Here is a 26,820-nt window from a genome sequence, read left to right as displayed (position 1 = left end):
TTCCATATTCTCATCTACTTACTCAAAGTATTTCCAAGCTTGGTTACTCCTACATCAGAAAGACAAGTTGATACTTTGTCCTTTGAATGGCTGTGAACTGAAGCATTACTTAAATAACTTTGAGGCTCTAAACTTATCTGCTGTTTTTTTGTACCATCAACTTCTAATCTACCATCTCTGTTGTGTAATATCTGCTCTATTGATTGATTTAGCAGACCCTTATTAAATTGAGCTATAAACTTTTCAAATTTCTTCGGACTTAATTTACCAGCTTCTTTACCAGAACATGCTTTCTCTACATATGAGTTGAAAATCCCCGAAATCTCATCAAATTTACCACTCATGATTTTTCCTGTAACTTCTTTCTGTATTTCCACAAAATCAATATTTAATCGATGCATTGACACACCACTTTTTAATCCAGCTTGCTCTACTACTTTCTCAAATTCCTCTGTAATATTTAATGCATAGCCCTGCGCTTCCAGTAATGATACGTGCTGATCTGCTGTAGAAATGTATTTTTGACCTGTAACTTTTCTAATAAGCACATCAAGTAACATGATTGTGCCGTTTATATCTACTGGTGAATCAACTTGTGAGATTGGACTTGTAGTACTTGATACTCCGTCAGACAATGTAGGTTTAGAATCTAATAACCGACCTATTGAGGTTTTTACTGAACCGAACAAACTGTTTATCCATGAAGATAGTGCACTTGCTCTGCTTGTAGCTTTCTTATAGCGCACCTCTTCTGCCTTATTCACTTTGATTTTTTTTCTATTTATTGCAGCAATCTCTATGCCACCTATTACCATAACCTCTACATCATCATATCCTACTGTAGGACTTTTTTCATCTATCATAGACTCAATTTTACCTACTATAGCTTTTCCTTCTATTCTAGCTTTTGTTGTCTTTTCAATAGGTGAATAACGATGACGGTTCCCTCTATGATAAGCATGTCTTTTATGATGACGTATATGCTTTGGTGCAACGTATTCATTTCTTCTTTCTGCCTTCTCTAAAAAGGAAATTATGTTTGTGAAACCTTTATCTCTTGCAATATCTAAAGGCTTCTTACTATTATTGTCACGAATATTAACATCAGCATTTTTAAAAATCAGAAGTTGTAACAAACTAAAATCATGATTATTTTGAACTAAATAACCCATTAGAAGGACAACGCGGTGCAAAGACGTCTTGCCCTGGGTATCCTGAGCATTAACATCAATACCACTGTTAAGCAGCAGCTCTACAATCTTTAACTTAGTATCTTTTAGGTTATTAACGCCGTTATCAACAAAACACTGAGAGATAGCAAGGTGCAGAAATGTCTCGCCGAAATCGTTTTTAGCATTGATAAGAGTATATCTATCATCCCTGTTTCTCATACCATCAAGAAGAGCTTCAAGCAAGTTCGACTTATTCTCCTGGATAGCTTTTCTTATAAGTGACTTTGCTTCTTCAGGCCCTGAGGTTTTTATTAGCTGAGAATACTGTTTCTGTTTTTCTTTATTAAAGTCCATTATAACATCTTGTGGATTGCAAGTAGAAGCTATACATTTTGAGTTAGAAACTATTGTATCATTAAAAGCAAACATCATTTCTCTTGCTGGTTGATAAGTATTCCAGTTCTCTACTTTTACAAGAGTGTTATTTTTATGTGATAGCAATAAGGTATCATTCATAACTTTCATATCGAAATCTAATATAGACTTACCTTTCAAATCAACTAAACCAATATCATTCTTATTAATAGGCTGATTATGATAAATCTGTAACCCTTGTTCATCTGGTTTATAATACCTGAAAGAACTAAAATCATCAGCTCTTTCTCCAAATTCTTCTGGTTCTATAATTCTATTGTTTAGTTCTATAGATAAATCCCAGTTTCTATGAACAAAAGAATAGTAATCTGTGATATATGCTCCTTTATCTGATAACAATAGCAAATCATTATTGAGTTTTAAAAAAAGCACCTTATCTGAATCAAATGTGAAACAATTATAATGATTTAACAGATCAGTACCATTAACGCTAAATCTTCCATCTATTTTTAAGCTATGAGAACAATAATCACGCTCTAGTTCACCATTCTGAAGTTTATAATATTTTTCCCTATCAAATGTTACCGTAACATCTTTATAATCTGGTAGCAGGGTTACATTTAGTCTACTTTTGTTAATCTTTATTTCTCCTTCATTATTCTCTGCAAATTGTATATCATTTAATGTGCTATTTAATTGACTAAAGTCTAATATACCATTTGCTTGAGCAATCGTAATATTAGCACTTTTTTCATCGAAAAGATAAAGATGGTTTATATTACTTGGAGCTTCCCAGTAAAAATTATGGTGCTCTTTATCAGGATAAAAAATATGATTACTAAAACTACCTATAGTACTACGATAATTAGTACTTGATAATTGCTTTGTAATATTAAAGTTCCGATTATCTATTGTTTGCAACTTATCTAACTCATCATCTAATATAACATCACTACCAACGCTTTTTGTTATTTGTAGACTTGCTACTGTTCCAGTATTACTCTCTACTTTCGTTGGAGTTACAAACAAACCATCTGCTGTTTTTATTAATGTCTGTTTATCTACACTTATAGAATCTCCACTTTTATTATAAATATTTGTTCTGTCGTTAACATGAGTTATTTTATCTATATCACTAAAATTTATCGGCAATAATACTAAGCCACTTCCGTGAATAGAATCACCAAAATAACCTTTTATTGTAGCAAAGTTTTTTGCTGTTATTATATCATTTCCACCCTTACCATCTACATAATCTGCATTAGAGAACTTTATATAATTAGTTCTATTACTGCCGATAATAGAATGTATGTTTATTGAATCTGTAGTAAGATTACCTTGTGTTATAACTATATTCTTTTGTCTATCTGCTCCTAAATCACAAGAGAACTTCCCTGCTATGTAAAAGAAATTTCTACCTGAGTTATACACCTTGCAACTATCTAATGACTTTTCAAAATAGTACCTATTTTCTACCTTACCTCTTCTACCTCGATCACCATTTAAAATATCCTTTTCTTGAAAAACAACATTAATATTAGCATTTTGAGCTGTTATATAGTATACGCTTCCATACCCACGGAAATTCTTATTTCTGTATATAACCGCATTATAACAGTCGCTAGGGTATTCTTGTAAAAACCACTTTTCAAATGTTCTATTTAGTAATACATTACTATGATCATATAAGTTATCACATCCTGAGCCAATTCCATTTACAACACAGTCAGTACAGGGAGGATTATCAATTTGTACTTTAATATCGCTATCGTGTGGTCCGCAAACGACACTATAACTTTCAATGTTCGTAGGAATCACTCTAGAATTAATATCACTGATATGAAATGGATATGTAACATTCGTATTGAATCCAAAATCAAACTTAGTATCAACTATTTTTGTGTTAGTACGACAATAAACTCTGAGGAGTTGTATTTCCCCATAAACACGCTTTTCCTTTGTAACCAATATATAAGGCAGCGACATAACTATTTTATCATAATTACCTTTATATTGGCTTATAAGCTTTAATACATATTGTTTATATATACTTTCTGCCTCTATATCATTTTCTATATAATCTGGTACTTTTTTACCAAGAAAGAAATCCCAATACAAATCATGCTTCTCCTGATCTGTAAGATTTATGTGCTCTTCCAATTTCTCTACCTCAAGCTCTGCTTCTACAAATTGCGATATAATAATAACAGCAACTGAAATAGCAGTACCAACTGGACCAGCAAATTCTCCCATTACTCCAGCTTCTATTCCTACGGCTGACATTGTCTCAGTAACAATCGCAGGTACATCTGCAGCTATAAAAATGGAGTTAGTTGCGATGTTTAGGTCAGCAATCTTTATATCTACAGGATTCGTTGCACTTTCCCGAGCTTTTATCGACTCTGCTAACCCTAAAAATGCTGCAAAGTTACCTATAGCAGGTCCCATAACTGGGGCAAACCCCTTTAGCATTTGAGAATCAAGTTTTTCTCCTAATCCTAATATTTTTCCAGAGATTTTCTCACCAATCTTTGGCATTACCCAGAGATTTAATGCATCATAACCTAGGCCTTCTACATCTCCATTTGCTATATGTTTACCAACTAAAAATACTGTAAAGGCAAAACCTGCACTTTCTGCTACTTTCCCTATTTTTTCTGCTACCCCATATCCTCTGAGAATATTTTTGATTTCTTCTTTATTTTCTTTCATCTCCTTTACAATATCCTTGATCTCTGGGTCTATTGAATTTAGATCTACATTTTTAACCTTTGCAATAAATGCTTCTTCAACATTTTGGTCTGTAGCTTCACCTCTAGAGATTCGTTCAGAAACTTTGAAAAGCTGATCATAAAACTCAATATTCTTTACTCTTTCCGCTACCTTGTTAGCATTAAACAACTCTTTAATACGTTGCTCTTTTTCTTCCTCTGTAATATTTTCTTCATCACGTGAGTCTATGCAGTACATGCCTATATTTCTTATTTTTCTTCTTTTAGCTTCTAAACATTCCATTTGAGGCCCAGTTTCAAGCCTTAGCCTTTTTCTTGCACCACCTCTTTCGGGAGAGCTAATCTCACCTTGAGATGTGGTATGATAGACTTCAATACTTTTTATGCTTGCTGTAATTAAATCTTTATCGGACCTACTAGATTGATTAAAAACCATGGCTAAAAACTTGGCTGTTCTCTTATCAGTAAAAGATCTAAGAATTTTATATTTGTCACTCATCTGTTTTTCTGCATGTCCTAATTTTTTCTTTACACTACTATTAGCACATTTTAATTCTATGATAATTGGTTCATCTTCCTCAATAGTAGATTCATCTCCTTGCAAATATGTAAAAGATAGCGCCAGGTCCATTTTCCCTAATGAAGATATATTAGATTCCACATACACTTTAATCTCTTTACCATCTTGCGTTTTTCCATTTATCAATAACCCTTGCATTATTGCTTGAAAGTCCACTTCTCTTTTTATTAATTCCTTAAAAGGCAATAAAGCTTCTACTAAAGGAGATAGTGACTCTTTTAACTTATTTCCCATCATCTCTTCATCTTTACTTTCCTTAAGCAAGTCTACAACATCAATTCCACGTAATTGTTCAATTAAGCTATTTACGTCAACATTCCCTATTCTTTCAAATTTACCCTTGTATCTATTTTTAGAGTTATGAGAGACTTCTTTTATATTTATATCCTGAAAATAAGACTTATCTTTTCTTTCTCCTACTTCAAACCCACCTAGGTTATTCTTTACTCCTGTGTTTATTATCAGGTCGATTTTAACTGCAGAATCAATATCCAGTTCATCAATTGGAGGAATTTTATTACTGTCAAATCTCTTTTGCCTTCTAAGTTCTCTTAATTCACCACTACGTTCTATAATATTTAATATTACTGCTCTATCTTCCCCTTGATTGAATAGTAGAAATGTAGTAGCCTCTCTTCCTATACTTCTATCTTCATTCTGATAAGTGAAAATATTTTTATCTATACTATCCATAGCTAAAATCTGTCCGAACACTAGTTTGCTTAAATAGTTTTTATCCTTACTTGGTATCAAGTGATATAAGTTCTTTAGTTCTGCCTTTAAATTTTCCTTTGCTTCATTGCCATCAAAATCTTTAGCACCTTCTAATAATTGATGCACAAAACCTTGGGATTGAAAAATCTTAGCTTGTTCTGTCTTTACTTCAGCATAACTAATTCCCACTATAACCGCCTCTTCTGCTTTAGTTCTAATGCTGAGGTTATACAAATAACCTTTGTTCTTGATCTGTGTTATAGCTTCATCAGCAGTATGACCTTCTCCTTTAAACTCAACAACTACTGGAACAGGTTTAGGATTTATCCTACCATTTGCATCTTTTGTACGTGACATAAGTATTAAATCTGCACGTCCGTTACCTGCAGCACGTTCAACATAACAATTAAGACCATAACGATATTTAAAATTTAATGCTAAAGCTCCATAAACAAACCCATGATATGCTGCTTCTGAGTTGCCCAGTGAAAACTTTCCCTGATTACTTTTGTATATTTCGGCCAGTTCAAGAAAAATTTCTCTAATACCAACTATTACTTGATCTATACTCTTATCAGAAAGCTGTTTAAATGCACCTTCAAGACTTGTAGACCGACCTATATTGATCTCCTCAAATTCACTAGTTTGAGATGGAGAAGACACCAAATCCTTAAATTTTTCTTTTACTCTATCTCTTTGTTCTCTATATAGTTCGAATGACAGGTTGCCTAAATCTTCTTCAGTACGCATATGAAACGAATACTCATTTATATCTGTGTTATCTATGTCAGAGATCTCTAGTGTTTTTGCTATCTCTTTAAGTTCATCATCATTATAACAATATTTCCGTTTTAAATCCCCATAACCTGTAATTTGATCATTTGTAAAAGCTCTAAGAACCACTTGTTTTCTTCCACTTTTTTCAAGAAAAAAGCATAGTTTTACAATGCTAATCTCATTTTTCAATCCCTCTACTTTCAAATTAGTACGCTTAATATACACCTTATTGATGCCAAGCTTTTCTACTAGACCACTATTAGGAAGGGTTAAAATCGATCCTAATATGCTATGAATAAAAAACTCAGGACTAGATGTTGAACCAATATTTGGAGTTTCACGAAGAAATAAACTAAACTTTTCAGCAAATCCCTTAGGTGCATCGAAATTTACTGAGAGAACAGGGTTACCCTTACTGTTACCTGGATTAATTGGTTCAGTGAGTAATAATTCTATTAACTCAAGCTTGTGTTCAATATGTTTCGCTTCAGCTGTTGCTCTTGGCATTTTCTTATCTATTTCTTCATACTGTGTGTCACTTCCTCAAGTTCTATACTACGAAGTTTCTTTGCTGGACTACTTTCTTCTCCTTCTATTCCTCTCTTTTTGTCATTTTCTTGAATAAGATTATCCAGTAATTGAAAAAACTTATCCCATTTATCTTTCCTCTTTGTAAATTCCTCTCTTGAACAACACCATGTTATACGTTCTTTAAATTCCTCCCTAAATTTTACCATTTCATTTTTTGATGATATACATTCTCGAATGAAGAACTCAATAAATCCCCCCCTATCACCATAAATCAAATCTTGGCAAATATCTTGCCCCCTACTACAAAAAATAAGCCTTTCTTTCTCTTTGGGAGTTGCATCTTGAAAGATCAGTTTGATATTTTCCACATCTTCAACCTTAAATAAGTCTAGTAATAATAACCCACCTGATCCGCATTTATCTATTACATGTTTTGTGTGAGTACTAGGACCTTGCTGCCAAAATATTCCAAAGAGCTTTTGATAATTGTAATCTTTATTACCATCTATCATCTTATTAACGATTACTCTCAATAAACAATCATAACCTTCTTCAGAAAGGAAAGCCCACATATGCTGCGCTGTTTCCATAAAAAAACTCTGCCATGGCCAATCCAAAAAGCACTTTAGCACTTCATAAGAGCAGCTCTTGAACACTTCCATTTGTTGTTCTCTATCCATTTCTGAAAGTAAAAAGCACAAAACATCAATATAATTCTCCCTGGAAAAATCTGTAAACTCACTAACACAGTCACAACGTCTTTTTGCCACATATTCTGCAGTTCTTACTAAGACCTTATCTTTTTCTTCAGGAGTTAACTTTTGTAGGAAATATCTGGTTGCTGCTTCATTGCCACTAACTGCTGAACGTCGAAATGCATACTCATAATGAGTAACACTATCATCTTGACAATATCTTCTTATTATATCGCCTAACTGAGCTGTTTCTTCTTCTATATGATGGGACCAGAACGATACTAGAGGTGATTCATTTATTCTTATTTTCCTAAGATCTTTTCCATAGAGTTTCCTACCACTGATTTGTTTCCATAGGGTGAGAATGTTATCTTCTAAACAATAAGTGCATGCTAATCTATAGCGCTTAGCAATATCTAAATTTTCATCTTGCACTAATATCTTTGCTGTTTTCTCTTTATCAATAGTGCCTTGTGGTGTCCAACAAAGCTTGCTTAAGCTTGCTCTAGCATCTTTGCCACCTAAAAGATTTTTATGATATTGTTTCCATATGAGTATCTGCCAACCTATTGCTTCAACAAAACTTGATAGTTCCTTTTTTAACAATTCTGGCAGCGGAAGTTTTAGTACCTTTTTTATCACTTCATCCTCTACCTTTTGCCATTCTCTTTTTCTTTCACTGACATTTAGGATTGGTGATGAGAAGTAAAACTTTGACGCTAAATCCCAGGCATCATCTTGATTCCATAACGTAATAGCTATTTCCACAAGAGCTTTATGCTTAAGTGATGGCATTAGAGTGTAATTCATTACCTAACCCGATTAAAATACTCAATATACTATGATTTTCTATCGGTTCAAGATAAAACACAGCTAAAAAATTGTGTAAAGTTTAACGGCACAAAAAAAATTCTATTAACCCCAACTATGGGTTAGAAAGAAGTGAAAAAAGGCTGGAAAGTGGGTAAACTCCAAGTAATTCTTTCAATTTAGGAGATTACCTATGAAGAAAGATATTACAGAGCCCAACTTTCGAATGTGTGCCAAACCTTGATTCATCAAAGAAAAATAGCTCTTTTTCTGGATACTTGCCAATAACTTCATTGAGATTTTTTTTTGAATTCCTCTTGTTTACTTTTATCTTGTACGTTGTGTACTGGTCTTGGTGTAATATATGAAAATTTCATCTTTTGTATATGGCGGTGTACTGTAGATTTGCTGATATTTAATCCGAACTTTTCCTGGATTCTTATTCTCATTTCTTTAATGGTAATATTAGGATTTTCTTCTATCCATGCTTCAACTTGCTGTAGTTGAGCCTGATTTAATTTAGTTCTTTTACGGCGTTGTGGAGGAGCAAACAGTTTTTCTTCTCTGCCAAATTTTAAGAATTTTATCCACGAAGTTAGTGCGCTTCTTGAAATGCAATATATTTTTGCTACAGCCGTTATACTATGCTTTTTTGCCGCAATTACAGCATTTAGTTTTTTTGAAACATATGCATTGTTCCTTACTTTCTTCAGCATTTCTTTTGCTCACTTTTTCATCCAATAATTTTGATCTTAATGCCATTTAAACCTCGCTACTTCACTTACTTTAGTATGGCTTTTTTTCCATTATTGTCTATCCGTTCTTTGTATAGTGGGAATGGGAATTGGTATTACTTAATAAATTTACTGATATCGGTATGCCTCTTTTCGAATTTGCCTTGTAAATTCCTTCCATCTCTACATCTTATTGACAGCTATGCAACAAAGCCATTCAGGATCTGCATTATTGTTTAACAGAATTTCGACAATTTCTCTGTAACCTTTTTGAGCTGCAAGGTGTAATGGTACACAATCCTGATTTTCAAGTTAGCATTTTCTCCATTATCTAGCAGCATTTTAGCTATCTGATTCACAATACAAGAGTTCTATTTAGAGCTATTTTCAAAAATCTTTGTGCTTTGTATATGTAGCTTATATTTGTTTGGAATGCTTGACTCCTGATTTATAAAATGCTATCATTAATGATACTACAATGTGTAAAGTGAGGAGGTTATGAATCTTAGACTAATTCAGGAAGAAACAAAAGAAATTCCATTTTGCACAACTCCTTATTCATTGCATTATGAAATTCGAAGGCCACTAATGGAAATGTTTGGGCTAGGGTCTAAAAAAGGCTGTTGTTCTAATCCGTACACTGGGAAGTGCATGATAACTGATAATAAATTAGCCCCTATTGTGCAGCTTACACAAGGAGTGGATGCGGATATAGTAATAGATAACACAACTAAAACAGTATATGCAAAAGAGATTAAAAATAAACAACAAAAAATAGATTTAATATATGATAAGGATCGTATTGGCGCAAAAGAAGTGCATGATATTCAGCTTCTTAAGGCTGGTAAAAGAGTAACAATACCATCTAAATATAAAAGTTTTGAAGATTATAGGAGAGAGCTACAGAAAAAATCTTCTTATATAGTTATAAGGGCTGAAGTAACACAACATTTAGATCATTCAGGAAAGCTGCTGAATGATCCTATAGAAAGCGTTGTTCATTATACTACTTTTCCTAAGTTAAAAGGAAATACCTTAGACTACAAGTATTTTGCTAGAAGTCGAGAGTTAATAGGTAGCAGAAAATCTGAGCTACAAGATAAGTTTAAAAACGTAGTAAAACTGAATGCCTTAATGGCTGCCAAACATAAAGAAGGATTAAGCATTGTGGTACCTAATGCTTTTTTGAGTGGTTTGAGTAATGATGAGCAAAAAGAAGCAAAAATAGCTTTTGTCAATGCAGCAATAGAAGCTGCTAAGGAAATAGAGCAAGATAGTGGAAAATACTCAGGATTTTGTGGGATATTTGTCAATACTGGAAATACTCAAGATTTAAATAAGCTGATAAGCGACAGTGGCATCAAAAGCATTGCTATTAATTATGGTGATCTTAGCGCGCCAAGTAGGGTATCAAAAGAAGGAAAGTTTGCAGAATCTATAATGGGTGAGGGAGTTGGATACGTTGGTAATGGTGCATTATCCGCACGAGGTAATATTGCAGTGGAGGAAAATCTTACTAGAAGAACGTTAGGAGAAACTGTGTTAATGTTTAGTGGAGCATTTAATGAAAAGGTGCTAGATAAAAATTGTTACAGGGGAGAAAATGTGAAATCTGACAGAGTACAAAATAAGACACAAAACATTCAACGTCACAGGTCAACTGTGTATTTCACTTTATCAGCATCTCTTTCAGCTTTGATTATAGCATTAGCATTTGTGACACAAACATATATATTTTTAGCAGCACTTATTGTACCTGCAGTAATTGGACTATGTGGGTGGTCATTATATGAGAAAGAAAAAGGAGATAAACCTAGCTCTAATATTCAAAATAATGTAAAAGCAGAGAGAGCCCTTGATAGTTATAGGGATACACAAACGAACTAGAGCACTTTGCTTATGTACTTATTTAATTTCAGTGTTTGCTATTTGTTTTTTATCCCATTGCTAATACCAATACTCATTGTTGGTAGGTCAAATAGGAGAGATTGCAGATGTAATAGTTTAGACTTAATCTGACAGGGTAATAAAGTAAGATAAAAATATAAACAAATTTTAAAGGAGTGTCAGATATGAGTACAACACAAGAAAAAATACTAAAATCAAAGTTGGGGTTGTTAGAGCCCGTCTTGAAACTGAGTAGAAAGAAGTTAAGAAGTATGGTATAAGATATATTTTAAGATGTACCAAGCGACATAAGTGACAAAGAATGGAAGATAATAGAGCCATATTTTGAACCTTAAAAGACCGGCAGAGCAAGAAAACATAGTATTAGAACAATTGTTAACGCAATCCGCTATATGATGAGAACAGGATGTCAATGAAGACAACTGCCTAAAGATTTTCCACCATGGAAAACCGTGTATAGTTGTGATTCGCGCTTAAAAAAAAGTGGAATATGGCAAGAAATTCATGATTTTCTAGTTAAAAAAGTAAGAGAGATAATCGGTAAGAATGAAACTCCATCAGTGGGAATAATAGACAGCCAGTCAGTAAAAACGACTCAAAAAGGGGATCGAGAGGGATACGATGCTGGAAAGAAAATAAAGGGCAGAAAACGCCATATCATTGTAGATACTGTGGGTCTTGTAATTGCTGCTGAAGTACACAGTGCAAGTATTCAAGATCGCGATAGTGCTCTAGATCTTTTTGCTCAGGCTAAATGCAAAGCCCCAACCTTACGAAAGTTTTTTGCCGATCAAGGGTACACAGGTAAATTACAAAATCGATGTTTATTGGAAACTGGATGTTTGCTAACAATTGCCAAGAAATTGGTTGATACAGGATTTCAGATTATTCCTAAACGTTGGATCGTAGAACGGACATTTGCCTGGCTTTCCAATTTTAGACGTATGAACAAGGATTATGAGCATTCTCCCCTCACTTCAAAAACTAATATCTTCTTTAATATGATCACTATTATACTTCACAAATTAGCTCATTTTTTGGTTTGAAGACATGCTCTAAGTGATTATTTTTAGCAGCAAGAGATATAGGTGTTTGTCCGTATTGATTTTTTGCATAAATATCAGCTCTTTCTTCACCCACAAGATAGGTTACTACACTCAAATTACCAACTTTAGCAGCTAAGTGTAAAGGAGTATTGCCATCACTACCTTTAGTGTTAATGCTGGCTCCTCTTTCTATAAGCTCCTTAACTCTATCAAGGTTACCTTTTTTACAGCATCAAATAATTCGCTGTTTGGGTTCTCAATAGAAACCTCTGTTATAGTTGTTGAAGTTTCTGTAGTAAGCTCAGATATTTGCATAAACCCCCCAATGATATTAACCTTTCTTTACACTATAAAGCTGTTACTAAATTATATAAATTTGAGTATCTATAGCATAAGACCTGCTGCGAATCAAGCGATAAAAAAAGGGAAGGAGGGTGACTAAAATCAAGGTTAACTAAAAGGAGTGCTTAAGATTCACAATACCAGCAATAATATTGAACCTCAGGTTATATTTTTTCTGAAAATTGCGGTAAACATGGGACATAATCTTAAATATCTTTACCTCACGGATCTTATTTTCTACTCTCATTCTAAATGATGCTAATCGTCTATTATGCTCTTTCTGCTCTGAAATTAATGGCTTTTTACGGTACTTTTTATATGACATTACTTTGCAATTTTTGCCAACCTTGATATCCAGAATCGGCATATTTTATGCTATCGAGTGGTAGATATTTTCCTTGTTTCCTTATGCGAAAATCACTAATTCTACTACGATATGACTTTGACACTGATAAAATTCTTCCATCTTCTTCGATAACAATCTCAGTTTTCATAGTGTTGGTTCTTTTTTTTCCTGAATATGACTTCTTCCGTTTTTTACTATCTTCTGGCCTCTGTATTTGCTGTTCTGTAACATCAGCCAGAATCTTTAGTATTTTTTCTGATGTCATACTTCTATCTTTTGTTATAGTAACTTTCTTGGCAAGTAATGGCTCTATTTTCTTCAGTAACCTACATACATTTGCGTTGTGCATATTGAACAGGCACCCTAAAAATCTATGTGTTATGTAAGTGCGATAGTACAAAATTACGCAAAATAACTTATCTTCCAGAGTTGGTAGTTGTGATCTTCTACCATGGCACTTTTTCTGTTTTTCAAGTTTTTTCCACTCAGACCTCACTTTTTCCACCACCTTTTCAAACTCCTCTATAGTTAAACCTGTTATATTACGAAAGTTTCTTGGGTGCTTCTTCATTTTATAGTAACTAAAGCTCATTTTTTACCTTACTCGATCTGCTTATTCTTCTTCTACCTCTCTCGCATCACTTTTTCAATTACCTTTTGCAGCAGGTCTTTTGCTATTCTCAAATGGATTACTGTTAATTTAATATTAAGTATTATTAAGAACCTAAACAATATGACCATTTCCAGTGTTCAAAACTAATGGTGGTGAGAAGTGTTTTTCTTGGAATCAATTGGTCTACCACGTGATCCATACGAACTTTTTTATATATTAATTTTGCTATACGCTAAAACTATCTATATTAGCCTACTTCAGCTAAATTTACATATGAACCAATTTGTCTAAATTTGTTGTAAAGATTTCAAGCTTCTATTTTCACAATCCTGCTTTTATTTGAGCTGCTCTCACAAAGGTAGGCATTTTTCTTGCATCTTTTAAAAGAGTAAATGATTAAATTTGTTGTAACGCTATAGAATCCAGTATTTTCTGCAAACTATAATATAGTTCAGTTAATATATTCATAAAGTTGATAATTGTAAAACAATTTGTTATAATTGTTAATCAAATAACATTAGTAGGATAAAAATGGATTTCTCTAATTATGTTAGAGCCAACGGATTACGTTTGTATGATATAAAAGTAGATATCAATGAATTGATAAGATTTTTGCAACAGAACAAATATATTAAAGAACTTTCTCTCATTCGTTGTAATATTGGTAACGAAGGAGCAAAAGCTTTAGCTAATAGTAATCTTACAAACCTTACTCAACTTGATTTACATCGCAATAATATTGGTCACGAAGGAGCAAAAGCTTTAGCTAAGAGTAATCTTACAAACCTTACTGAACTTAATTTAAGTTACAATAATATTGGTAACGAAGGAGCAAAAGCTTTAGCTAATAGTAATCTTACAAACCTTACTGAACTTAATTTAAGTTACAATAATATTGGTCACGAAGGAGCAAAAGCTTTAGCTAAGAGTAATCTTACAAACCTTACTAAACTTGATTTAAGTTTCAATATGATTGGTCACGAAGGAGCAAAAGCTTTAGCTAAGAGTAATCTTACAAACCTTACTCAACTTGGTTTGCTATTTAACTTGATTGATGCAGAAGGAGCAGAAGCTTTAGCTGATAGTAATCTTACAAACCTTACTCAACTTAATTTAAGTGTCAATCAGATTGATGTAAAAGGAGCAGAAGCTTTAGCTAATGGTAATCTTACAAAACTTACTAAACTTGATTTAAGTTACAATATGATTGGTCACAAAGGAGCAAAAGCTTTAGCCGAATCTGAGAAATACTACAAATTCATAGATAAAGTTACTCATATAGAAGATAATAACGAATTCTTCGATAGAATTACTCATATAGAAGATAATAACGAACCTATGGGTTTTTGTAAACGTCTGAAAGAATTATGGTCTCAAGCAAGAGCAAAATCTAAGAGTAATGTTTGCAAGCTAGATGAAAGCACTGTAAAAAAGTTGTTTTTTGATCTTGCACAACGCGGTCATCATACAGAGGGAATAGAGGTTTTGCTGGATGACTATGATAAATATCCTTTTCTAATTAATTCAAGAAATGAGCAAGGACACACACTATCTCATTTCTATAACAACGACCTTCAAATGCAAAATTTTTTGTTTGAACGTGGTATGATACCTGAACAAAGAAGAGATGACTTGCGCATTGCACAAGACCCTCAATCTGTTCATAGAGGTTCAGTAAGTAAGCGGATAAACTTTTTTACTAAAAAATTGGTTGAATCCACGGAAGCCAGTGAAGAACAGTTAAAGCAAGCAGCGACTTCTTACGTAGAAAGTATAGAACTACTTGAACAATATCAGAATGATCCAATAAGACTAAAGCTTCTCAGTTTAATTGACAGTGAAAAAAGCAATGTGATGGCACAAACATTAGGTTATAATCCTGTACCAAATGACAAAGAGTTTATAAAAACTGTAATCGACAAAGCTAAAGATGCATTAAACACTAAATACTTAAAGAAAAATAAATTTGGTGAATATGAACGAGGATACCCTACAGAACCATTACAATATGATTATACGAGATATGATGCAAAGATTACTATACCTGAATCTATAGGTTATATAAAACTACTTATTGATAATTTTTCCGTTCCACTGAAAGAAAAAAAGGAGTTGCTAGTCACTCTTATGGAACAAAATCCAGATTTGGTAAAGAACAAATCATCTAAGGTAAAAGAAAAACTTGGAAATAGCGTAATCCTCGATAAAGAACAGTTTAATAAAGAAGAACTACATGGATTATTAAATGGTATAGATGACGGTAAAAAAGTAGATGAGTTGTTTAAAGAAATCAGTGACTTAGATATAGAAAAGATCTGGAGAGAGCAAAAAGAGTTCGTTCTTCTAAAACAAATATATGTAGCGTCAACAACATATGGTAAAAATGAAAGTGCTTGTACAACAGGTATATGGACCCAAATTATTAATAGTATAAACGAAATTAGCTCTGAGATCGTGGATCAATATGATCGCTATTTAGAAGAAGAACAAAAACTAGAAGCACAGAAAAATGTTATTACAGAAGAGAACATTAAACCATTTCTGGAAGATTTGGCTAAGAATCTAGTTCAACATGCGGAATCTCATCCGGAATTGAAAGAAGCTCTTGAAGATTTTGCTATATGCAATGTAAATATTGATAATCCTGAAGAAATTACCCTTGAACGGCAAAAAATTTTAGCAGAGATAAATAAATATTTTTATGAACATATTCAAAAGGCTTTACCGAATTACTATGGACTTATACCAAATAATGATGAATACAAACTTATCATCAATGGACTGTCAGAGGTAAAAAAAAAATGCAAGATTTTACACAAGAGCCATCTAATCAGCAAGAGAATATTACAAGAGAAGAGGAAAATAATACACAATTAGTTCCAAAAAGATCACACTCAGAAACTTCAGTTGTAGCAACAGATCAAACAAATGGTATTCAAAATAATAATCAACAGCCGAGTAATTTAAATAATGATGCTCCACGAAGTAAAGAAAAAAATAAACTGCCTACTGTATGTGCTTTCACATTAGCAATAGCTGGAATTGTTTCAGGGATAGCTATTGCAGTTTACTCAGGAATGTTAGCGGTAGGAATAGCAGTTGGAGTTTGTTGTCTAATTGCTGCTGCAGTCATATACTGTTGTAATAGTCCTTCAAATTTACTTAAAGATAGCAATGTTGAAATTGTAGTGAATCAAATAACAGTGGAATGATTATAACTCAAGGTAAGGAGAAATATCAGGAAGGTTGGCTTTGTTACCTATGAAAGGTTACCTTCCTGAAAATGTTATTTTTTTGCAATCAATTTATCCAATTTAGTGGGAGTGTTAAATTTACTAATCTTTCCATAAGCGAGGTTAAAGAATTGTAGAAACTTTAATTATTTATAGGTTCTTCTAAAGAAATTATCTTATTTTTTATTGGCAGACAGCTTGCTTAAACCCGTAAAATTTCTCCATCTGCTCACTCCATAACATCGGTATTTCTCTTTTGAGCTTTCTCCATAACACAAGAAAAACTAACCTCTTTTTTAGCGAATGTCAGGCTAGTTTTTCTTTCAACTTTTACTATACAATGCTTTCTTCTACTTGAATATACCTCAAGATGTTCTGTGTATCTTCTACAAAGTTATTCTTAATGTTTGCTAACTCTTCTTCTTTCTCGGATAACTTACTCTCTATTATTCTATTAAAACAATCAAAATCTCTGCATTTCAATTTTAATCTCATATCTTCATTTTCATAAAAGCTTTTTATAACATCATAATATTCTCTAGTTTCATCGGTCTCTGGCTGTTGTTTCTCTTTAAATATTGCTTTTAATTTTGAATCTATATCTAACTCTTTTCTTATTTCTTCAATTGCTGCTTTATGATACCCTTCATAATCTTTAAGTTTCTCTAATATCCTACATTCTGCTGTCTCCTTTAATGTTTTAAGTAGATCTTTAGCATGAGGTTTTTCAATTTTTTCCTTCCACTCATCATACGTATATTCTTGTCGACTACCATATTTTGTATCTTGACACTCACTTCCTATGTTAAACAGCTCTTTGTTACAGATTTTATCACCCTGATAAAAGTAATCGCTTATATTGATTTTATTATTGCCAGTTACGGTTTGTTTAATTGCTGCTTTATTTTCTGCAAGTTCTTCTCTATATTTAGAGATACAGTTTCTCATTTCTTCTTTACAATCTGTAGTCATAAGCTGTTTCCTTTAATAAAATTAAAACCTATTTTAGCATAAAATAATTAATACTTTATTACTAATCTGAGGTATACTAAGGTAGTGATAAGAAGTCCAGCATCTACGAAGTTTATTTAAACTATTTTCAAAACGAATAAAATGTAATTTTAGGTAAATAAAATGAATTACGATGTAATCATTTCAGGTAGTGGGCTAATTGGTCTTATTACTGCTATTGGCCTGAGTAATGACTCTGTATCTGTAGCCGTAATTGAGAAAAATAGTTTACCACGTGCAGTTGATGATAATCGAGCATTTGCTATTTCTCAAGGATCAAAAAAAATACTAGAAAAATTAGGGATTTGGCGGCTCTTAGAAGGCGAAGCTGAACCAATACTTGATATATGCATATTAGATGGAGATAGTCCATTTACTGTGCATTATGACCATAAAATGGTTGGTGAAGAGCCAATGGGCTACGTAATCAAGAGCGCTATTATATGGAATGCAATCAATAACAATTTTTTGCATAAACTCAATATATATTCTCCACGTTCCTATAAAACAATCTCTTGTGACGAAGGATACATGGAAGTTACTCTTGATAATGATCAAAAATTGATATCATCACTATTTATCTGTGCTGAAGGTAAAAACTCTAAGTTGCCAGAGTTGTTTTCTATACCAATGATAAAATTTGATTATAAACAAAATAGCATGGTATTTAATGTAAAACATGAATTACATCACCAAAACTTAGCTGTAGAGCGGTTTTTTCCTGGTGGTCCATTTGCAATTTTGCCAATGAAAGGTGGCTATACTTCTTCAATAGTTTGGACAGAAAAATGCGAAATTTCAAAAATGCTGATGAGCTTATCTGAAGAGGAGTTTATCATAGAACTCAAAAAAAGATTTGGTTCTTATTTGGGAGAAATTGAATTAGAGGGTGAAAGAAAATCTTACCCTTTGAGTTTTACTTTTGCGAGAAAGCTTCATAAAAGCAGAATTTTGCTGATTGGCGATGCAGCACATTCAATCCACCCGGTTGCAGGTCAAGGACTTAACCTTGGAATGAGAGATGTAGAGAGTGTTATTAGACAAATAACTGCTGCAAAATCCTCTGGCATTGATGTTGGCAGTAATTATCTATTGAAGAAAATTTCACGTGATAGATACTTTGATAATTTTACTATGGCACTTGCAACTGATGGACTAAATAGAATATTTTCCAACAGAATACTTTGCGTTAAAGTTCTGAGCAATCTTGGTTTAATGGTAGTTGAAAATTCAGATTTTCTTAAAAAAAGCTTCGTTCGACATGCTATGGGGTTTATATAAATCATTAGATTTCTTTCATCATAATCAGGTGTCATTAGAGTAGTTGACACTGGAGCCCAAATTCCATAATGTCATGCCAGTGCCCAGACACTGGCATCCAGAAAAATTTATAAGCAAACTTGAGCTTATGCTAAATTTGATGAAATGAAAAACTGAATTCCAGCGGGCTTTGTTGCATCACTCTTCGGATAATAGGTAACGTGGAATAAATTCATGAAGCTATCTCAAATTTAGCCATGCCTATATCAGTAAATTTGTTAAGCAAATAACACTTGAGTAGCAGTTCTCTCTCACGATTAACCTCAGATTTGTTTCTAAAACTAAACCCAAATGTTTGCTTCAGTCGCGAGAAAAAACTTTCTATATAAGATCTCTTCCCATAATTTATCTCTTTTTTCCACCTCTTCATACCATCTTCATCATATGACTTTATGAGCTTGATTGTAGAATTTCTCTCATCCATATAATCCAACTTTGGATGCTCTACTGCATTATTTTGCGGAGGAATCCTTGTCTTTATGTCAAGCTCATCGCACAGTTTGTATAACTTCTTTCGATTATATGCCCTGTCTGCATATAGTGTGCTTATATTATATTTAACATCAATCCTTGCAATAAGATCACATGCTTCATAGTGGTCAGAATAAACTCCGCCACTGTATTTTGCTGCTATAACTTTTTTGCTACCTATCTCTAGCATTACATGCAGTTTTCTTGTTTGCTCATAGCGGCGATACTTTCTATCTGTACCATTTGCCTTCTGGAATATTATTGTAGATCAGTACTATCTATGGCAATCCCAATATCTTCTGTATTATTTTTATCATGTCTTCGATCATTAATTTTGATGTTAAGTTTTTTAAGCCTTCTTGAGGCCTAGGAATAGCTAATAACTTGCAAGTTTTTCCTTACTTGCTCAAGGTACCCTGCTATAAATCCCGCTGTTTGTCTCAGACCTATTCTAAATAAATAAGTTATTATGTGAACCAGAATCACGACCTTATCGCTATAAATATAGTTGCCACCAGCCATTTTTGGACCTTTTTCGTACCAATTTTCTATGGCATCATTGACGTAATAAAAAATATTTCCCCTCTCTTGGAGAAATTTGTTATATTCATGGCAGTTACTGACTCTCATTTTTTGTGGCATATTTTTCTTTAGTAGGTTAAATGCTTGTCTTATAGTGAATTTTGTCAGTAACTGCCAGTTCTTTTTATTTGACCTATGCAACAAAGCCATTCCAGCGTCACGCACTGGAATGACAAGAAAAAGGGTACTGGCATGACATTAAATGATTTTCCTTATTTTAGCATTAAACGCGATGAAGAAAATCATTTATAATCGCTATAGCAACTAGTGTTGAAACCTGACGTACCTTTTGGCTTGACAAACGAGAGTTTTTATCTGATTTGACAACAAGGGCTTCTAGATGACTTTGAAAGTAAATATTACCATGCTTATCTTCGATAGCTTCTATTACCCCGTCATTGGCAAATGCTGCAATTTTATATCCAAGTAGCTCTAGCCTTCTTCTATTCTCTGTAGTATTACTTACTGTACCTGAATGAGCATTCGGAAAATAAGTTGAAAACCAGCCATTTTGATTAGGTAGTAAAAATCTAGCTACCACTTTTTCCAAACGACTACCTGGAACAATTTTTATCTGCTGAAGAGATATATTCTCTTTTTGTGGATAGGATGATGATTTTAAATGATTCTTCTCATCATTAACAACATTTGTTATTTCAATTTCTTTTGCATTCATAATGTCTTGTAAACCACCGCATATGGCAAGCAAATGAATTGTAGGATTGTCATCTACTATTTTTACAATTGCTTCATTCACAAGCTGGCGGTAAGGGTTAAGAGCTGAATGAAAGTTATCTGAAATAAATATTCTGTTTATCTTTTGCTCTTTGATAAATTTTGCAACTTCAACTTTTATTCGATCTAGTATCAGCTTTTTTGCCAATATTTCATCTTGTTTTGCGAACTCTTCTTGGATTTCTTTTAGATTAATTATTTTGTCGTAGTCAATGAATATAGTTTTAACCCCAAAATTATTGAATATCTCATAGATATTTTGAGATTCATCTGTTTGCAATAAACCAACAATTATATTATAATTTACTGCATTTTCCACTGTCAAAGCAGATAATTCTTTGTTTACTTTTTCACTATAAGCAATATTACTCAATAGTAGAAATGTAATTAATAGTATATTAAATATTCTATTGTAACATTTATACATTATTTCCTAAATAATTATATTAATATTATAATATATTATAGAACATTAAGAAAAAGAATGTGGCCTGAGCAGGAATCGAACCAGCGACACAAGGATTTTCAGTCCTTTGCTCTACCAACTGAGCTATCAGGCCAACTACGTACTTTCATTTTTAGATAAAAAACGTTATCATGTCCATCAAAAGTTTTTGAAGTATAGAAACAAAGAATGAACATTAGTAACAAAATAGGAATTTATCCTGGTACATTTGACCCCATAACTTTTGGGCACCTTGACATAATAAAAAGAGCATGTAAGCTAGTCGATAAGTTGATAATTGGTGTTGCAGAGAATGTTAATAAACATACTAATTTTGACATAAGTCTACGCACAAGCATGGCTAAAAATGAAGTGAAAGGAGCAGGAATTGATGCAGATATTATATCCTTTAATGGGTTGCTAGTGAAGTTTGCCAAAGAGCAAAATGCTTCTGTTATTATTAGAGGACTGAGAGCAGTATCGGATTTTGATTACGAGTTTCAAATGAGTTGGGTAAATTATAAGCTCTTTCCTGAAATCGAAACTATATTTCTTCCTGCATCTGAGGATACTCAATTTATCTCATCAAGTTTTGTAAAGGAAATAGCGAGATTAGGAGGAGATGTTAGCAACTTTGTGTCAAAAAGTGTCCAAAGTGAATTGATTAATCTAAATAGGGTAGAAAATGGAGAATAAGTATTTGTTGTCTTTTTTATTTCCAAAAGAGTATGTTAGATGTGTAAAATATTGTAAGCTAAAGGAGAGACATGTTAAAAGTGAGGGATAATAATGTAATAGTTTGCTGCCGTGGTGATGAGAATGATGATGGTTCTGGTCATCCAATAGTATACTTACACAAAGAAGGAGAAATGTATTGTCCTTATTGTAATAAGTCAATGGATGAAATAGTGAGTGCCGAAGAATTTCAATCTGTTGAGGTGAAAGTAATAAGCAAGAAGGAAAGAACCAAAGGTTAATAGTACTTCATTTTTTTAGCTTATGTAAATAGCAATGAGAGGGGCAGTAAAAATGAAACTATCCATACGGTCGAGTACTCCTCCATGGCCTGGTATAATACCTCCACTATCTTTAACATTGTAAACTCTTTTGATGAGTGACTCAGTGAAATCTCCAAGTTGAGCTAGAATAGCAACTATCAAACCAATTATTGGAGAATAAAAAATTGGAAATAAACTCAAAAATATTGAGCCAAAAATTGTACACACTATTCCAGCTAAGACTGCACCAAAAAGTCCTAACCAAGTTTTCCCAGGGCTAATGATTGGACAAATTCTAGTTTTACCAAAATTTTTGCCGAAAAAATAGGCAGCAATATCGATGCTCCAAATAGTTAAGATAAGCCATACTAATGCATATTTTCCCTGTGGTAGATTATATAGGCATATTAGCGAGGCATTTGGTAGTGCGATTAATAGTAATGCGAAAATGTATAAGATTCTATTGCCCTGAGTTAGATTATACCATTCAAAAGAAGATAAAACTGCAATTGAAAAAATTAGTAGATAAAATGATAAATCACTGAAATATGTAGCAAAAGAAAATATGAGTAATATTACTATTGAGGACAATATTCTAACCATAAAGTTATTATCTACCATATTTTTTTTCTCTTTTTGTATAATCTTCTAGTGCTTTGGTCAAATCTTGACAAGAAAAATCGGGCCACAAAGTATCACAAAAATACAATTCAGCATAAGCTGCTTGCCATAATAAAAAATTGCTCAACCTTTTTTCGCCACCAGTGCGAATTAATAAATCCAATTTTGGCAAATCTTTAGTATACAGAAATTTTTCAAATTCCTCTTCCAATACGCAATCAATATTTCCTTTTATGACGTTGTTGATAGCATGTATAATTTCCTGCTTTGCTCCATAACTAACTGCAACAGTGAGTAATAGACCATCGTTCTTATGTGTCACTTCTTCTGCTTTTTTGATTTGATCGAATATTTTACTGGGCAATAGACTTAAATTGCCAATAAAATTTAACTTAATGTTACAATTGTAAATGAATTTCATTTTATCTTCATTAGTTAAAGTGGAGTAAAATAAATTAAATAGGTAGTCTGTTTCGTTTTCAGATCTGAGCCAATTTTCCATGGAAAATGCATACAAAGTTAAGTAAGGTATGGCCAGGACTGTGCAATACTTAGCAATATCAAATGCAACCTCACTGCCTTTTCTATAGCCATCAATTTTTACCCTTCCTTGATTGTTTGCCCACCTACCATTACCATCCATAATAATTGCTAGATGTTTTGGCAGAGATTCTAGATTCAACATTTGAATTCAACCTGTTCTAATTAGCTTAATGTCTATATCTCTGTATGAAACGTTCACTATATCCACCTAAAACTATATTATTACTGAAAAATCATTGATAGTCTATATTACAAAAATTTTCTCAACCTCGGTGTCAGCTGCCAGTGATTTTACCAAGAAAATATAGTAAAAATAGTCTGATATAGATGGTTTTACGATATAGTAAAATTATTATAAATAAATGAATTTGGTGTTATTAGAAATACCTAGCTCTTTTATGTGAATTGATATTCTCAATAACCTGCTCTAAAGATAAATTATATAATTTTGACACAGGTTCTTCGCATGTGATATTTTTCTCGAATGTAGGGAATTCTACAAGCGATATTATATCCAGATTTGGGCAAAAATGTTTAATAAGCAACTCTATATTCGGCTCTGAGTAAAGATGTTCAATTATATCATTGTAAACACTATTTTTGTTATTCAAATAATCGATATTAATATCTCTGACTCGACCAGCTCTAAACAGAGGTATGACAAACCTCAAAGTTGACTTTACGCTAGGTTCAAAATTTTTAAATATACTGATGAATACCTTACCAGTAACATTATCTGTTATTGCTTTTAGCTCTTTATTGGTAACAGAATTGATGCCCTTAACAACATCTTGATCTTCTAGTACTTTTATAATATCTTGAGAACTAAACTTATTAAATATGAGTTCTAATTTCTCAGGAGCAATTGAATTGATGCAATCAACAATTTTTTGATCTTTTAGTGTTTTTATAATATTTTCAAAACTAAAATTCCCATTATTAAATATGAGTTCTAATTTCTTAAGAGCAATCGAATCGATGCAATCAACAATTTTCTGATTTTCTAGTAATTCTATTGTATCTACACAGTTAAGCTTATCACTATAAAATATGAGTCGAAATTTTTCAATGTTAAAAGAAATGATATTCTCAACAACCTCCTGATTTTTTAGTAGTATTATAATATCGCTAAGAAGAAACTTATCATTACAAAGTATGAATTGAAGTTTTTCATAATCAATAAAATTGATGTGCTTAACAAGCTCTTGATTTTCTAGCAACCTTATAACCTTGTGACTGCTACTAGCATACTTGCTACTATTAAACTTATCACTATTATGAATGAGTTCAAATTTTTCATAATCAATAAAATAGAGGTATTCAACAACTCTTTGATTTCCTAATAACTCTATAATATTTTCACCACTAAACTTATCACTCTTGAGTATAAGTTGAAGCTTTTGATCATCAAGAGAGTTAATTCGATCAATAGAACTCGAATCTTTTAGTAATTCTGTAACATTTTGCTCACTAAGCTTACCATCACTCTCAACTATCATCCATTGAATAAAACGGATATTCCTAATAGCATTTTGATTTTCTAGTGGTATTCCCACATCTGCATCGTTGCAAAACTGAACATCATCAACATGTTTTTCATTAATTCCTTTATTTCCTAGTGCTTCTTTAGCGAAGTTATTCGGATCATTTTTTTCATCTTCCTCGTAATCATAATTCTCCTCACTATCACTACTCTCAAATTCATTATTGGTATTGCAAACCTCTCCACCTTTTAGTATTTCTAGAATATTGAGCTCCGAAGATGCACAATCTAGTATGGACCTAAACACTTCATCATCGTAATTGTTGATGTGATTAACAATGCTCTCATCTGATAGTAATTCTTCAATACCTTCGAGACTAAAATTCTTGTAACACTTGCATAAGATTTCAAATTTATTTTCATTCATTGAATTGATGCCATCAACAACTCTTTGAGTTGGTAGTAATTTTCCGTTATACAACTTACATATCCGTTGAAATTTTTCGTTACCTAAATCTTTTGAGCTGCCTGCTTTATCAAAAGCCATAATCTTATTCCAATTTACTTAGTATTTTAATTTTAAATATATAAAAAGAAATAATCAAGCATTATGATAAAAGGCCTAATGAATTTATTAGTTTATTTATGTTTCTTTTCATGTATAAATTTATAGAAAGTTTTATAAAGAAGTTGTTTTATGAGCAAAATTATAGAAGTCAGAGCACCAAAAACTCTTGGTGGTGAATCAGTTACGGAAGGTATAGTAAAAATAAAGAAAAATATCGGTGAAGCAATAAAAGTAGATGACTTGATCTTTGAAATTGAAACTGATAAAACGGCGCTAGAACTAACTGCAGAAGCTTCAGGACAAATAACCGAATTTTTTGTGAAAGAAGATGATGTAATCAGCCCTGATCAATTACTGGCAAAACTTGCTGTAGGAGAAGTAAAAGAAGAAGTGAAGAAAGAAGATAAAGGCGAAAGCGCTGATAAAAAAGATGCCCCTTCAGCTCGTAAAATTATGGAAGAAAATGCAATTAGTGCAGAAAATGTAAAGGGAACTGGCATGGGAGGCAGAGTAACCAAAGCAGATGTGATAGACCATATGAGTAAAGCTGAACAACCTGCGGTAAAACAATATGAATCGCCAAAAAGTGTAGCAAGTGGAGAGAGAAGAGAAGAACGAGTGAAAATGAGCAAAATAAGGCAAGTCATTGCTGCTCGTTTGAAAGCATCGCAAAATACTGCTGCAATACTGACCACGTTCAATGAAATTGACATGAAAAATGTCATGGATCTGAGGGCAAAGTATAAAGAAACTTTTGAAAAGAAATATGGAATAAAACTGGGTTTCATGTCGTTTTTTATAAAGGCAGCAGTGCAAGCACTAAAAGAAATTCGTGAGATTAATGCTGAAATTTCAGGTGATGAAATCATATATAAAAATTATTATGACATAGGTGTTGCTGTTGGCACTGACAAAGGTCTTGTTGTACCAGTTATTCGCAATGCTGATCAAATGTCATTTGCTGAAATTGAACTAACTTTAGTTGCCCTTGGCAAAAAAGCACGAGAAGGTAAGCTGCAAGTATCGGAAATGGAAGGTGCAACATTTACTATCTCAAACGGTGGTGTATACGGTTCACTTCTTTCTACTCCAATAATCAACCCTCCCCAATCTGGAATACTTGGAATGCACTCAATACAAAATAGACCAGTTGCTGTGAGTAGCTCAATTGAAATCAGACCAATGATGTACATTGCTCTCTCTTACGACCACAGAATAGTTGATGGTAAAGGAGCAGTTACTTTCCTTGTGAAAATCAAAAATTACATAGAAGATCCAAATAGATTGGTTTTGGAAATTTAAGCAGGTTAAAAGCGACAAGTAAGTTTTTCTGAAGTTTTCAAGATGGGTGGCTTTGTTGAATGGCAAGGAATGAGGAGGAGTAATGAAAGGAATTTACGAGGCAAATTTGAAAATAGGCATACCTATATCAGTA

Annotated in this window: 19 protein-coding genes, 1 tRNA gene and 3 pseudogenes; 8 read left to right on the top strand and 15 right to left on the bottom strand. The window is 32.8% G+C overall.

The window, feature by feature from the left end; genetic code table 11:
• Positions 1-14: 14 nt before the first annotated feature.
• The 4 genes and pseudogenes from AAGD65_RS02530 to AAGD65_RS06970 all read right to left on the bottom strand — a co-directional run.
• The gene (locus tag AAGD65_RS02530; RefSeq protein WP_230609175.1) at positions 15-6,857 is read right to left on the bottom strand and encodes a latrotoxin-related protein; all 6,843 of its coding nucleotides are present in this window, start codon (positions 6,855-6,857) and stop codon (positions 15-17) included.
• An 8-nt stretch (positions 6,858-6,865) separates the two neighbouring features.
• The gene (locus AAGD65_RS02525; protein ID WP_149168922.1) at positions 6,866-8,386 is read right to left on the bottom strand and encodes a hypothetical protein; all 1,521 of its coding nucleotides are present in this window, start codon (positions 8,384-8,386) and stop codon (positions 6,866-6,868) included.
• 214 nt (positions 8,387-8,600) lie between these two features.
• A pseudogene (locus AAGD65_RS02520) lies at positions 8,601-9,148 on the bottom strand (IS630 family transposase); the annotation flags it as partial.
• A gap of 155 nt (positions 9,149-9,303) precedes the next feature.
• Positions 9,304-9,381, bottom strand: a pseudogene (locus AAGD65_RS06970) (hypothetical protein); the annotation flags it as partial.
• Positions 9,382-9,618: 237 nt separating this feature from the next.
• On the opposite strand from AAGD65_RS06970, the gene AAGD65_RS02515 reads away from it, so the two are divergent.
• Both AAGD65_RS02515 and AAGD65_RS02510 read left to right on the top strand, forming a co-directional pair.
• Entirely contained in the window at positions 9,619-11,007 is a 1,389-nt protein-coding gene (locus tag AAGD65_RS02515) for a hypothetical protein (RefSeq protein ID WP_341810987.1), read from the top strand.
• A 473-nt stretch (positions 11,008-11,480) separates the two neighbouring features.
• Entirely contained in the window at positions 11,481-12,074 is a 594-nt protein-coding gene (locus AAGD65_RS02510; RefSeq protein WP_230609172.1) for an IS5 family transposase, read from the top strand.
• Here the strand turns inward: AAGD65_RS02510 and AAGD65_RS06965 are convergent.
• The 3 genes and pseudogenes from AAGD65_RS06965 to AAGD65_RS02500 form a co-directional block, all read right to left on the bottom strand.
• Complete coding sequence (locus AAGD65_RS06965) at positions 12,040-12,249, bottom strand: ankyrin repeat domain-containing protein (protein WP_264690065.1); 210 nt, start codon at positions 12,247-12,249, stop codon at positions 12,040-12,042. The genes AAGD65_RS02510 and AAGD65_RS06965 overlap by 35 nt on opposite strands.
• Before the next feature lie 14 nt (positions 12,250-12,263).
• Positions 12,264-12,389, bottom strand: coding sequence for a hypothetical protein (locus tag AAGD65_RS02505; protein WP_255702879.1), 126 nt, complete (start codon positions 12,387-12,389; stop codon positions 12,264-12,266).
• A 139-nt stretch (positions 12,390-12,528) separates the two neighbouring features.
• A pseudogene (locus AAGD65_RS02500) lies at positions 12,529-13,354 on the bottom strand (transposase family protein).
• Positions 13,355-13,906: 552 nt separating this feature from the next.
• On the opposite strand from AAGD65_RS02500, the gene AAGD65_RS02495 reads away from it, so the two are divergent.
• Together AAGD65_RS02495 and AAGD65_RS02490 are read left to right on the top strand one after the other, a co-directional pair.
• The gene (locus AAGD65_RS02495) at positions 13,907-16,252 is read left to right on the top strand and encodes a hypothetical protein (RefSeq protein ID WP_341810986.1); all 2,346 of its coding nucleotides are present in this window, start codon (positions 13,907-13,909) and stop codon (positions 16,250-16,252) included.
• Positions 16,177-16,587 (top strand): hypothetical protein, encoded by a 411-nt coding sequence (locus AAGD65_RS02490; protein WP_341810984.1) that lies wholly within the window; start codon positions 16,177-16,179, stop codon positions 16,585-16,587. Before AAGD65_RS02495 ends, AAGD65_RS02490 begins: the two co-directional genes overlap by 76 nt.
• Before the next feature lie 354 nt (positions 16,588-16,941).
• Here the strand turns inward: AAGD65_RS02490 and AAGD65_RS02485 are convergent, their stop codons facing one another.
• Positions 16,942-17,580 (bottom strand): hypothetical protein, encoded by a 639-nt coding sequence (locus tag AAGD65_RS02485; protein ID WP_264683216.1) that lies wholly within the window; start codon positions 17,578-17,580, stop codon positions 16,942-16,944.
• Positions 17,581-17,742: 162 nt separating this feature from the next.
• On the opposite strand from AAGD65_RS02485, the gene ubiH reads away from it, so the two are divergent.
• A complete protein-coding gene (gene ubiH / locus AAGD65_RS02480) occupies positions 17,743-18,900 on the top strand; it encodes a 2-octaprenyl-6-methoxyphenyl hydroxylase (RefSeq protein ID WP_264683217.1) in 1,158 nt (385 codons plus the stop codon).
• Between the two features lie 211 nt (positions 18,901-19,111).
• On the opposite strand, the gene AAGD65_RS02475 is transcribed toward ubiH, so the two are convergent.
• The 4 genes from AAGD65_RS02475 to AAGD65_RS02460 all read right to left on the bottom strand — a co-directional run bounded on the left by AAGD65_RS02475 (position 19,112) and on the right by AAGD65_RS02460 (position 21,287).
• A complete protein-coding gene (locus tag AAGD65_RS02475) occupies positions 19,112-19,600 on the bottom strand; it encodes a transposase (protein WP_341810983.1) in 489 nt (162 codons plus the stop codon).
• Positions 19,601-19,776: 176 nt separating this feature from the next.
• Entirely contained in the window at positions 19,777-20,157 is a 381-nt protein-coding gene (locus AAGD65_RS02470) for a transposase (protein WP_341810982.1), read from the bottom strand.
• 58 nt (positions 20,158-20,215) lie between these two features.
• Positions 20,216-21,154 carry a gamma-glutamyl-gamma-aminobutyrate hydrolase family protein gene (locus tag AAGD65_RS02465; RefSeq protein ID WP_264683220.1) on the bottom strand — a complete coding sequence of 313 codons (939 nt, stop codon included), beginning with the start codon at positions 21,152-21,154 and terminating at the stop codon, positions 20,216-20,218.
• A 60-nt stretch (positions 21,155-21,214) separates the two neighbouring features.
• Positions 21,215-21,287, bottom strand: a tRNA-Phe gene (locus AAGD65_RS02460).
• A gap of 74 nt (positions 21,288-21,361) precedes the next feature.
• Between AAGD65_RS02460 and coaD the strand changes: the two genes are divergently transcribed.
• Both coaD and AAGD65_RS02450 read left to right on the top strand, forming a co-directional pair.
• Positions 21,362-21,868 carry a pantetheine-phosphate adenylyltransferase gene (gene coaD / locus AAGD65_RS02455; protein ID WP_264375308.1) on the top strand — a complete coding sequence of 169 codons (507 nt, stop codon included), beginning with the start codon at positions 21,362-21,364 and terminating at the stop codon, positions 21,866-21,868.
• Positions 21,869-21,939: 71 nt separating this feature from the next.
• Positions 21,940-22,149 carry a zinc-finger domain-containing protein gene (locus AAGD65_RS02450; protein ID WP_007302836.1) on the top strand — a complete coding sequence of 70 codons (210 nt, stop codon included), beginning with the start codon at positions 21,940-21,942 and terminating at the stop codon, positions 22,147-22,149.
• Positions 22,150-22,164: 15 nt separating this feature from the next.
• On the opposite strand, the gene AAGD65_RS02445 is transcribed toward AAGD65_RS02450, so the two are convergent.
• The 3 genes from AAGD65_RS02445 to AAGD65_RS02435 form a co-directional block, all read right to left on the bottom strand.
• A complete protein-coding gene (locus AAGD65_RS02445) occupies positions 22,165-22,791 on the bottom strand; it encodes a phosphatidate cytidylyltransferase (protein ID WP_007302837.1) in 627 nt (208 codons plus the stop codon).
• Positions 22,781-23,476 carry a polyprenyl diphosphate synthase gene (gene uppS / locus AAGD65_RS02440; protein ID WP_264683221.1) on the bottom strand — a complete coding sequence of 232 codons (696 nt, stop codon included), beginning with the start codon at positions 23,474-23,476 and terminating at the stop codon, positions 22,781-22,783. Before uppS ends, AAGD65_RS02445 begins: the two co-directional genes overlap by 11 nt.
• A gap of 235 nt (positions 23,477-23,711) precedes the next feature.
• Positions 23,712-25,364: a hypothetical protein gene (locus AAGD65_RS02435; protein WP_264683222.1), complete on the bottom strand. Its 1,653-nt coding sequence runs from the start codon at positions 25,362-25,364 to the stop codon at positions 23,712-23,714.
• 150 nt (positions 25,365-25,514) lie between these two features.
• Here AAGD65_RS02435 and odhB point away from each other — a divergent pair, with 150 nt between their 5' ends.
• Positions 25,515-26,687, top strand: a complete 1,173-nt coding sequence (gene odhB, locus AAGD65_RS02430; RefSeq protein WP_264683223.1) for a 2-oxoglutarate dehydrogenase complex dihydrolipoyllysine-residue succinyltransferase — start codon at positions 25,515-25,517, stop codon at positions 26,685-26,687.
• The last annotated feature ends 133 nt before the right edge of the window (positions 26,688-26,820 follow it).

It is taken from the genome of Wolbachia endosymbiont (group B) of Chesias legatella (genome assembly GCF_964026945.1).
Taxonomy (GTDB): Bacteria; Pseudomonadota; Alphaproteobacteria; order Rickettsiales; family Anaplasmataceae; genus Wolbachia.
The sequence above is the reverse complement of the archived record's forward strand: the minus strand, read 5'-3'. Positions and strand labels throughout refer to the sequence as shown.

What these genes read in the sequence shown, in the direction of transcription:
- AAGD65_RS02435 (WP_264683222.1), bottom strand. Translation starts at nt 25,364, where the DNA reads ATGGCTTTTGATAAAGCAGGCAGCTCAAAAGATTTAGGTAACGAAAAA.
- AAGD65_RS02525 (WP_149168922.1), bottom strand. Translation starts at nt 8,386, where the DNA reads ATGAATTACACTCTAATGCCATCACTTAAGCATAAAGCTCTTGTGGAA.
- ubiH (WP_264683217.1), top strand. Translation starts at nt 17,743, where the DNA reads ATGAATTACGATGTAATCATTTCAGGTAGTGGGCTAATTGGTCTTATT.
- odhB (WP_264683223.1), top strand. Translation starts at nt 25,515, where the DNA reads ATGAGCAAAATTATAGAAGTCAGAGCACCAAAAACTCTTGGTGGTGAA.
- AAGD65_RS02445 (WP_007302837.1), bottom strand. Translation starts at nt 22,791, where the DNA reads ATGGTAGATAATAACTTTATGGTTAGAATATTGTCCTCAATAGTAATA.
- AAGD65_RS02465 (WP_264683220.1), bottom strand. Translation starts at nt 21,154, where the DNA reads ATGTATAAATGTTACAATAGAATATTTAATATACTATTAATTACATTT.
- uppS (WP_264683221.1), bottom strand. Translation starts at nt 23,476, where the DNA reads ATGTTGAATCTAGAATCTCTGCCAAAACATCTAGCAATTATTATGGAT.
- coaD (WP_264375308.1), top strand. Translation starts at nt 21,362, where the DNA reads ATGAACATTAGTAACAAAATAGGAATTTATCCTGGTACATTTGACCCC.
- AAGD65_RS02485 (WP_264683216.1), bottom strand. Translation starts at nt 17,580, where the DNA reads ATGACTACAGATTGTAAAGAAGAAATGAGAAACTGTATCTCTAAATAT.
- AAGD65_RS02490 (WP_341810984.1), top strand. Translation starts at nt 16,177, where the DNA reads ATGCAAGATTTTACACAAGAGCCATCTAATCAGCAAGAGAATATTACA.
- AAGD65_RS02505 (WP_255702879.1), bottom strand. Translation starts at nt 12,389, where the DNA reads ATGCAAATATCTGAGCTTACTACAGAAACTTCAACAACTATAACAGAG.
- AAGD65_RS02495 (WP_341810986.1), top strand. Translation starts at nt 13,907, where the DNA reads ATGGATTTCTCTAATTATGTTAGAGCCAACGGATTACGTTTGTATGAT.
- AAGD65_RS02530 (WP_230609175.1), bottom strand. Translation starts at nt 6,857, where the DNA reads ATGCCAAGAGCAACAGCTGAAGCGAAACATATTGAACACAAGCTTGAG.
- AAGD65_RS02450 (WP_007302836.1), top strand. Translation starts at nt 21,940, where the DNA reads ATGTTAAAAGTGAGGGATAATAATGTAATAGTTTGCTGCCGTGGTGAT.
- AAGD65_RS02475 (WP_341810983.1), bottom strand. Translation starts at nt 19,600, where the DNA reads ATGCTAGAGATAGGTAGCAAAAAAGTTATAGCAGCAAAATACAGTGGC.
- AAGD65_RS02515 (WP_341810987.1), top strand. Translation starts at nt 9,619, where the DNA reads ATGAATCTTAGACTAATTCAGGAAGAAACAAAAGAAATTCCATTTTGC.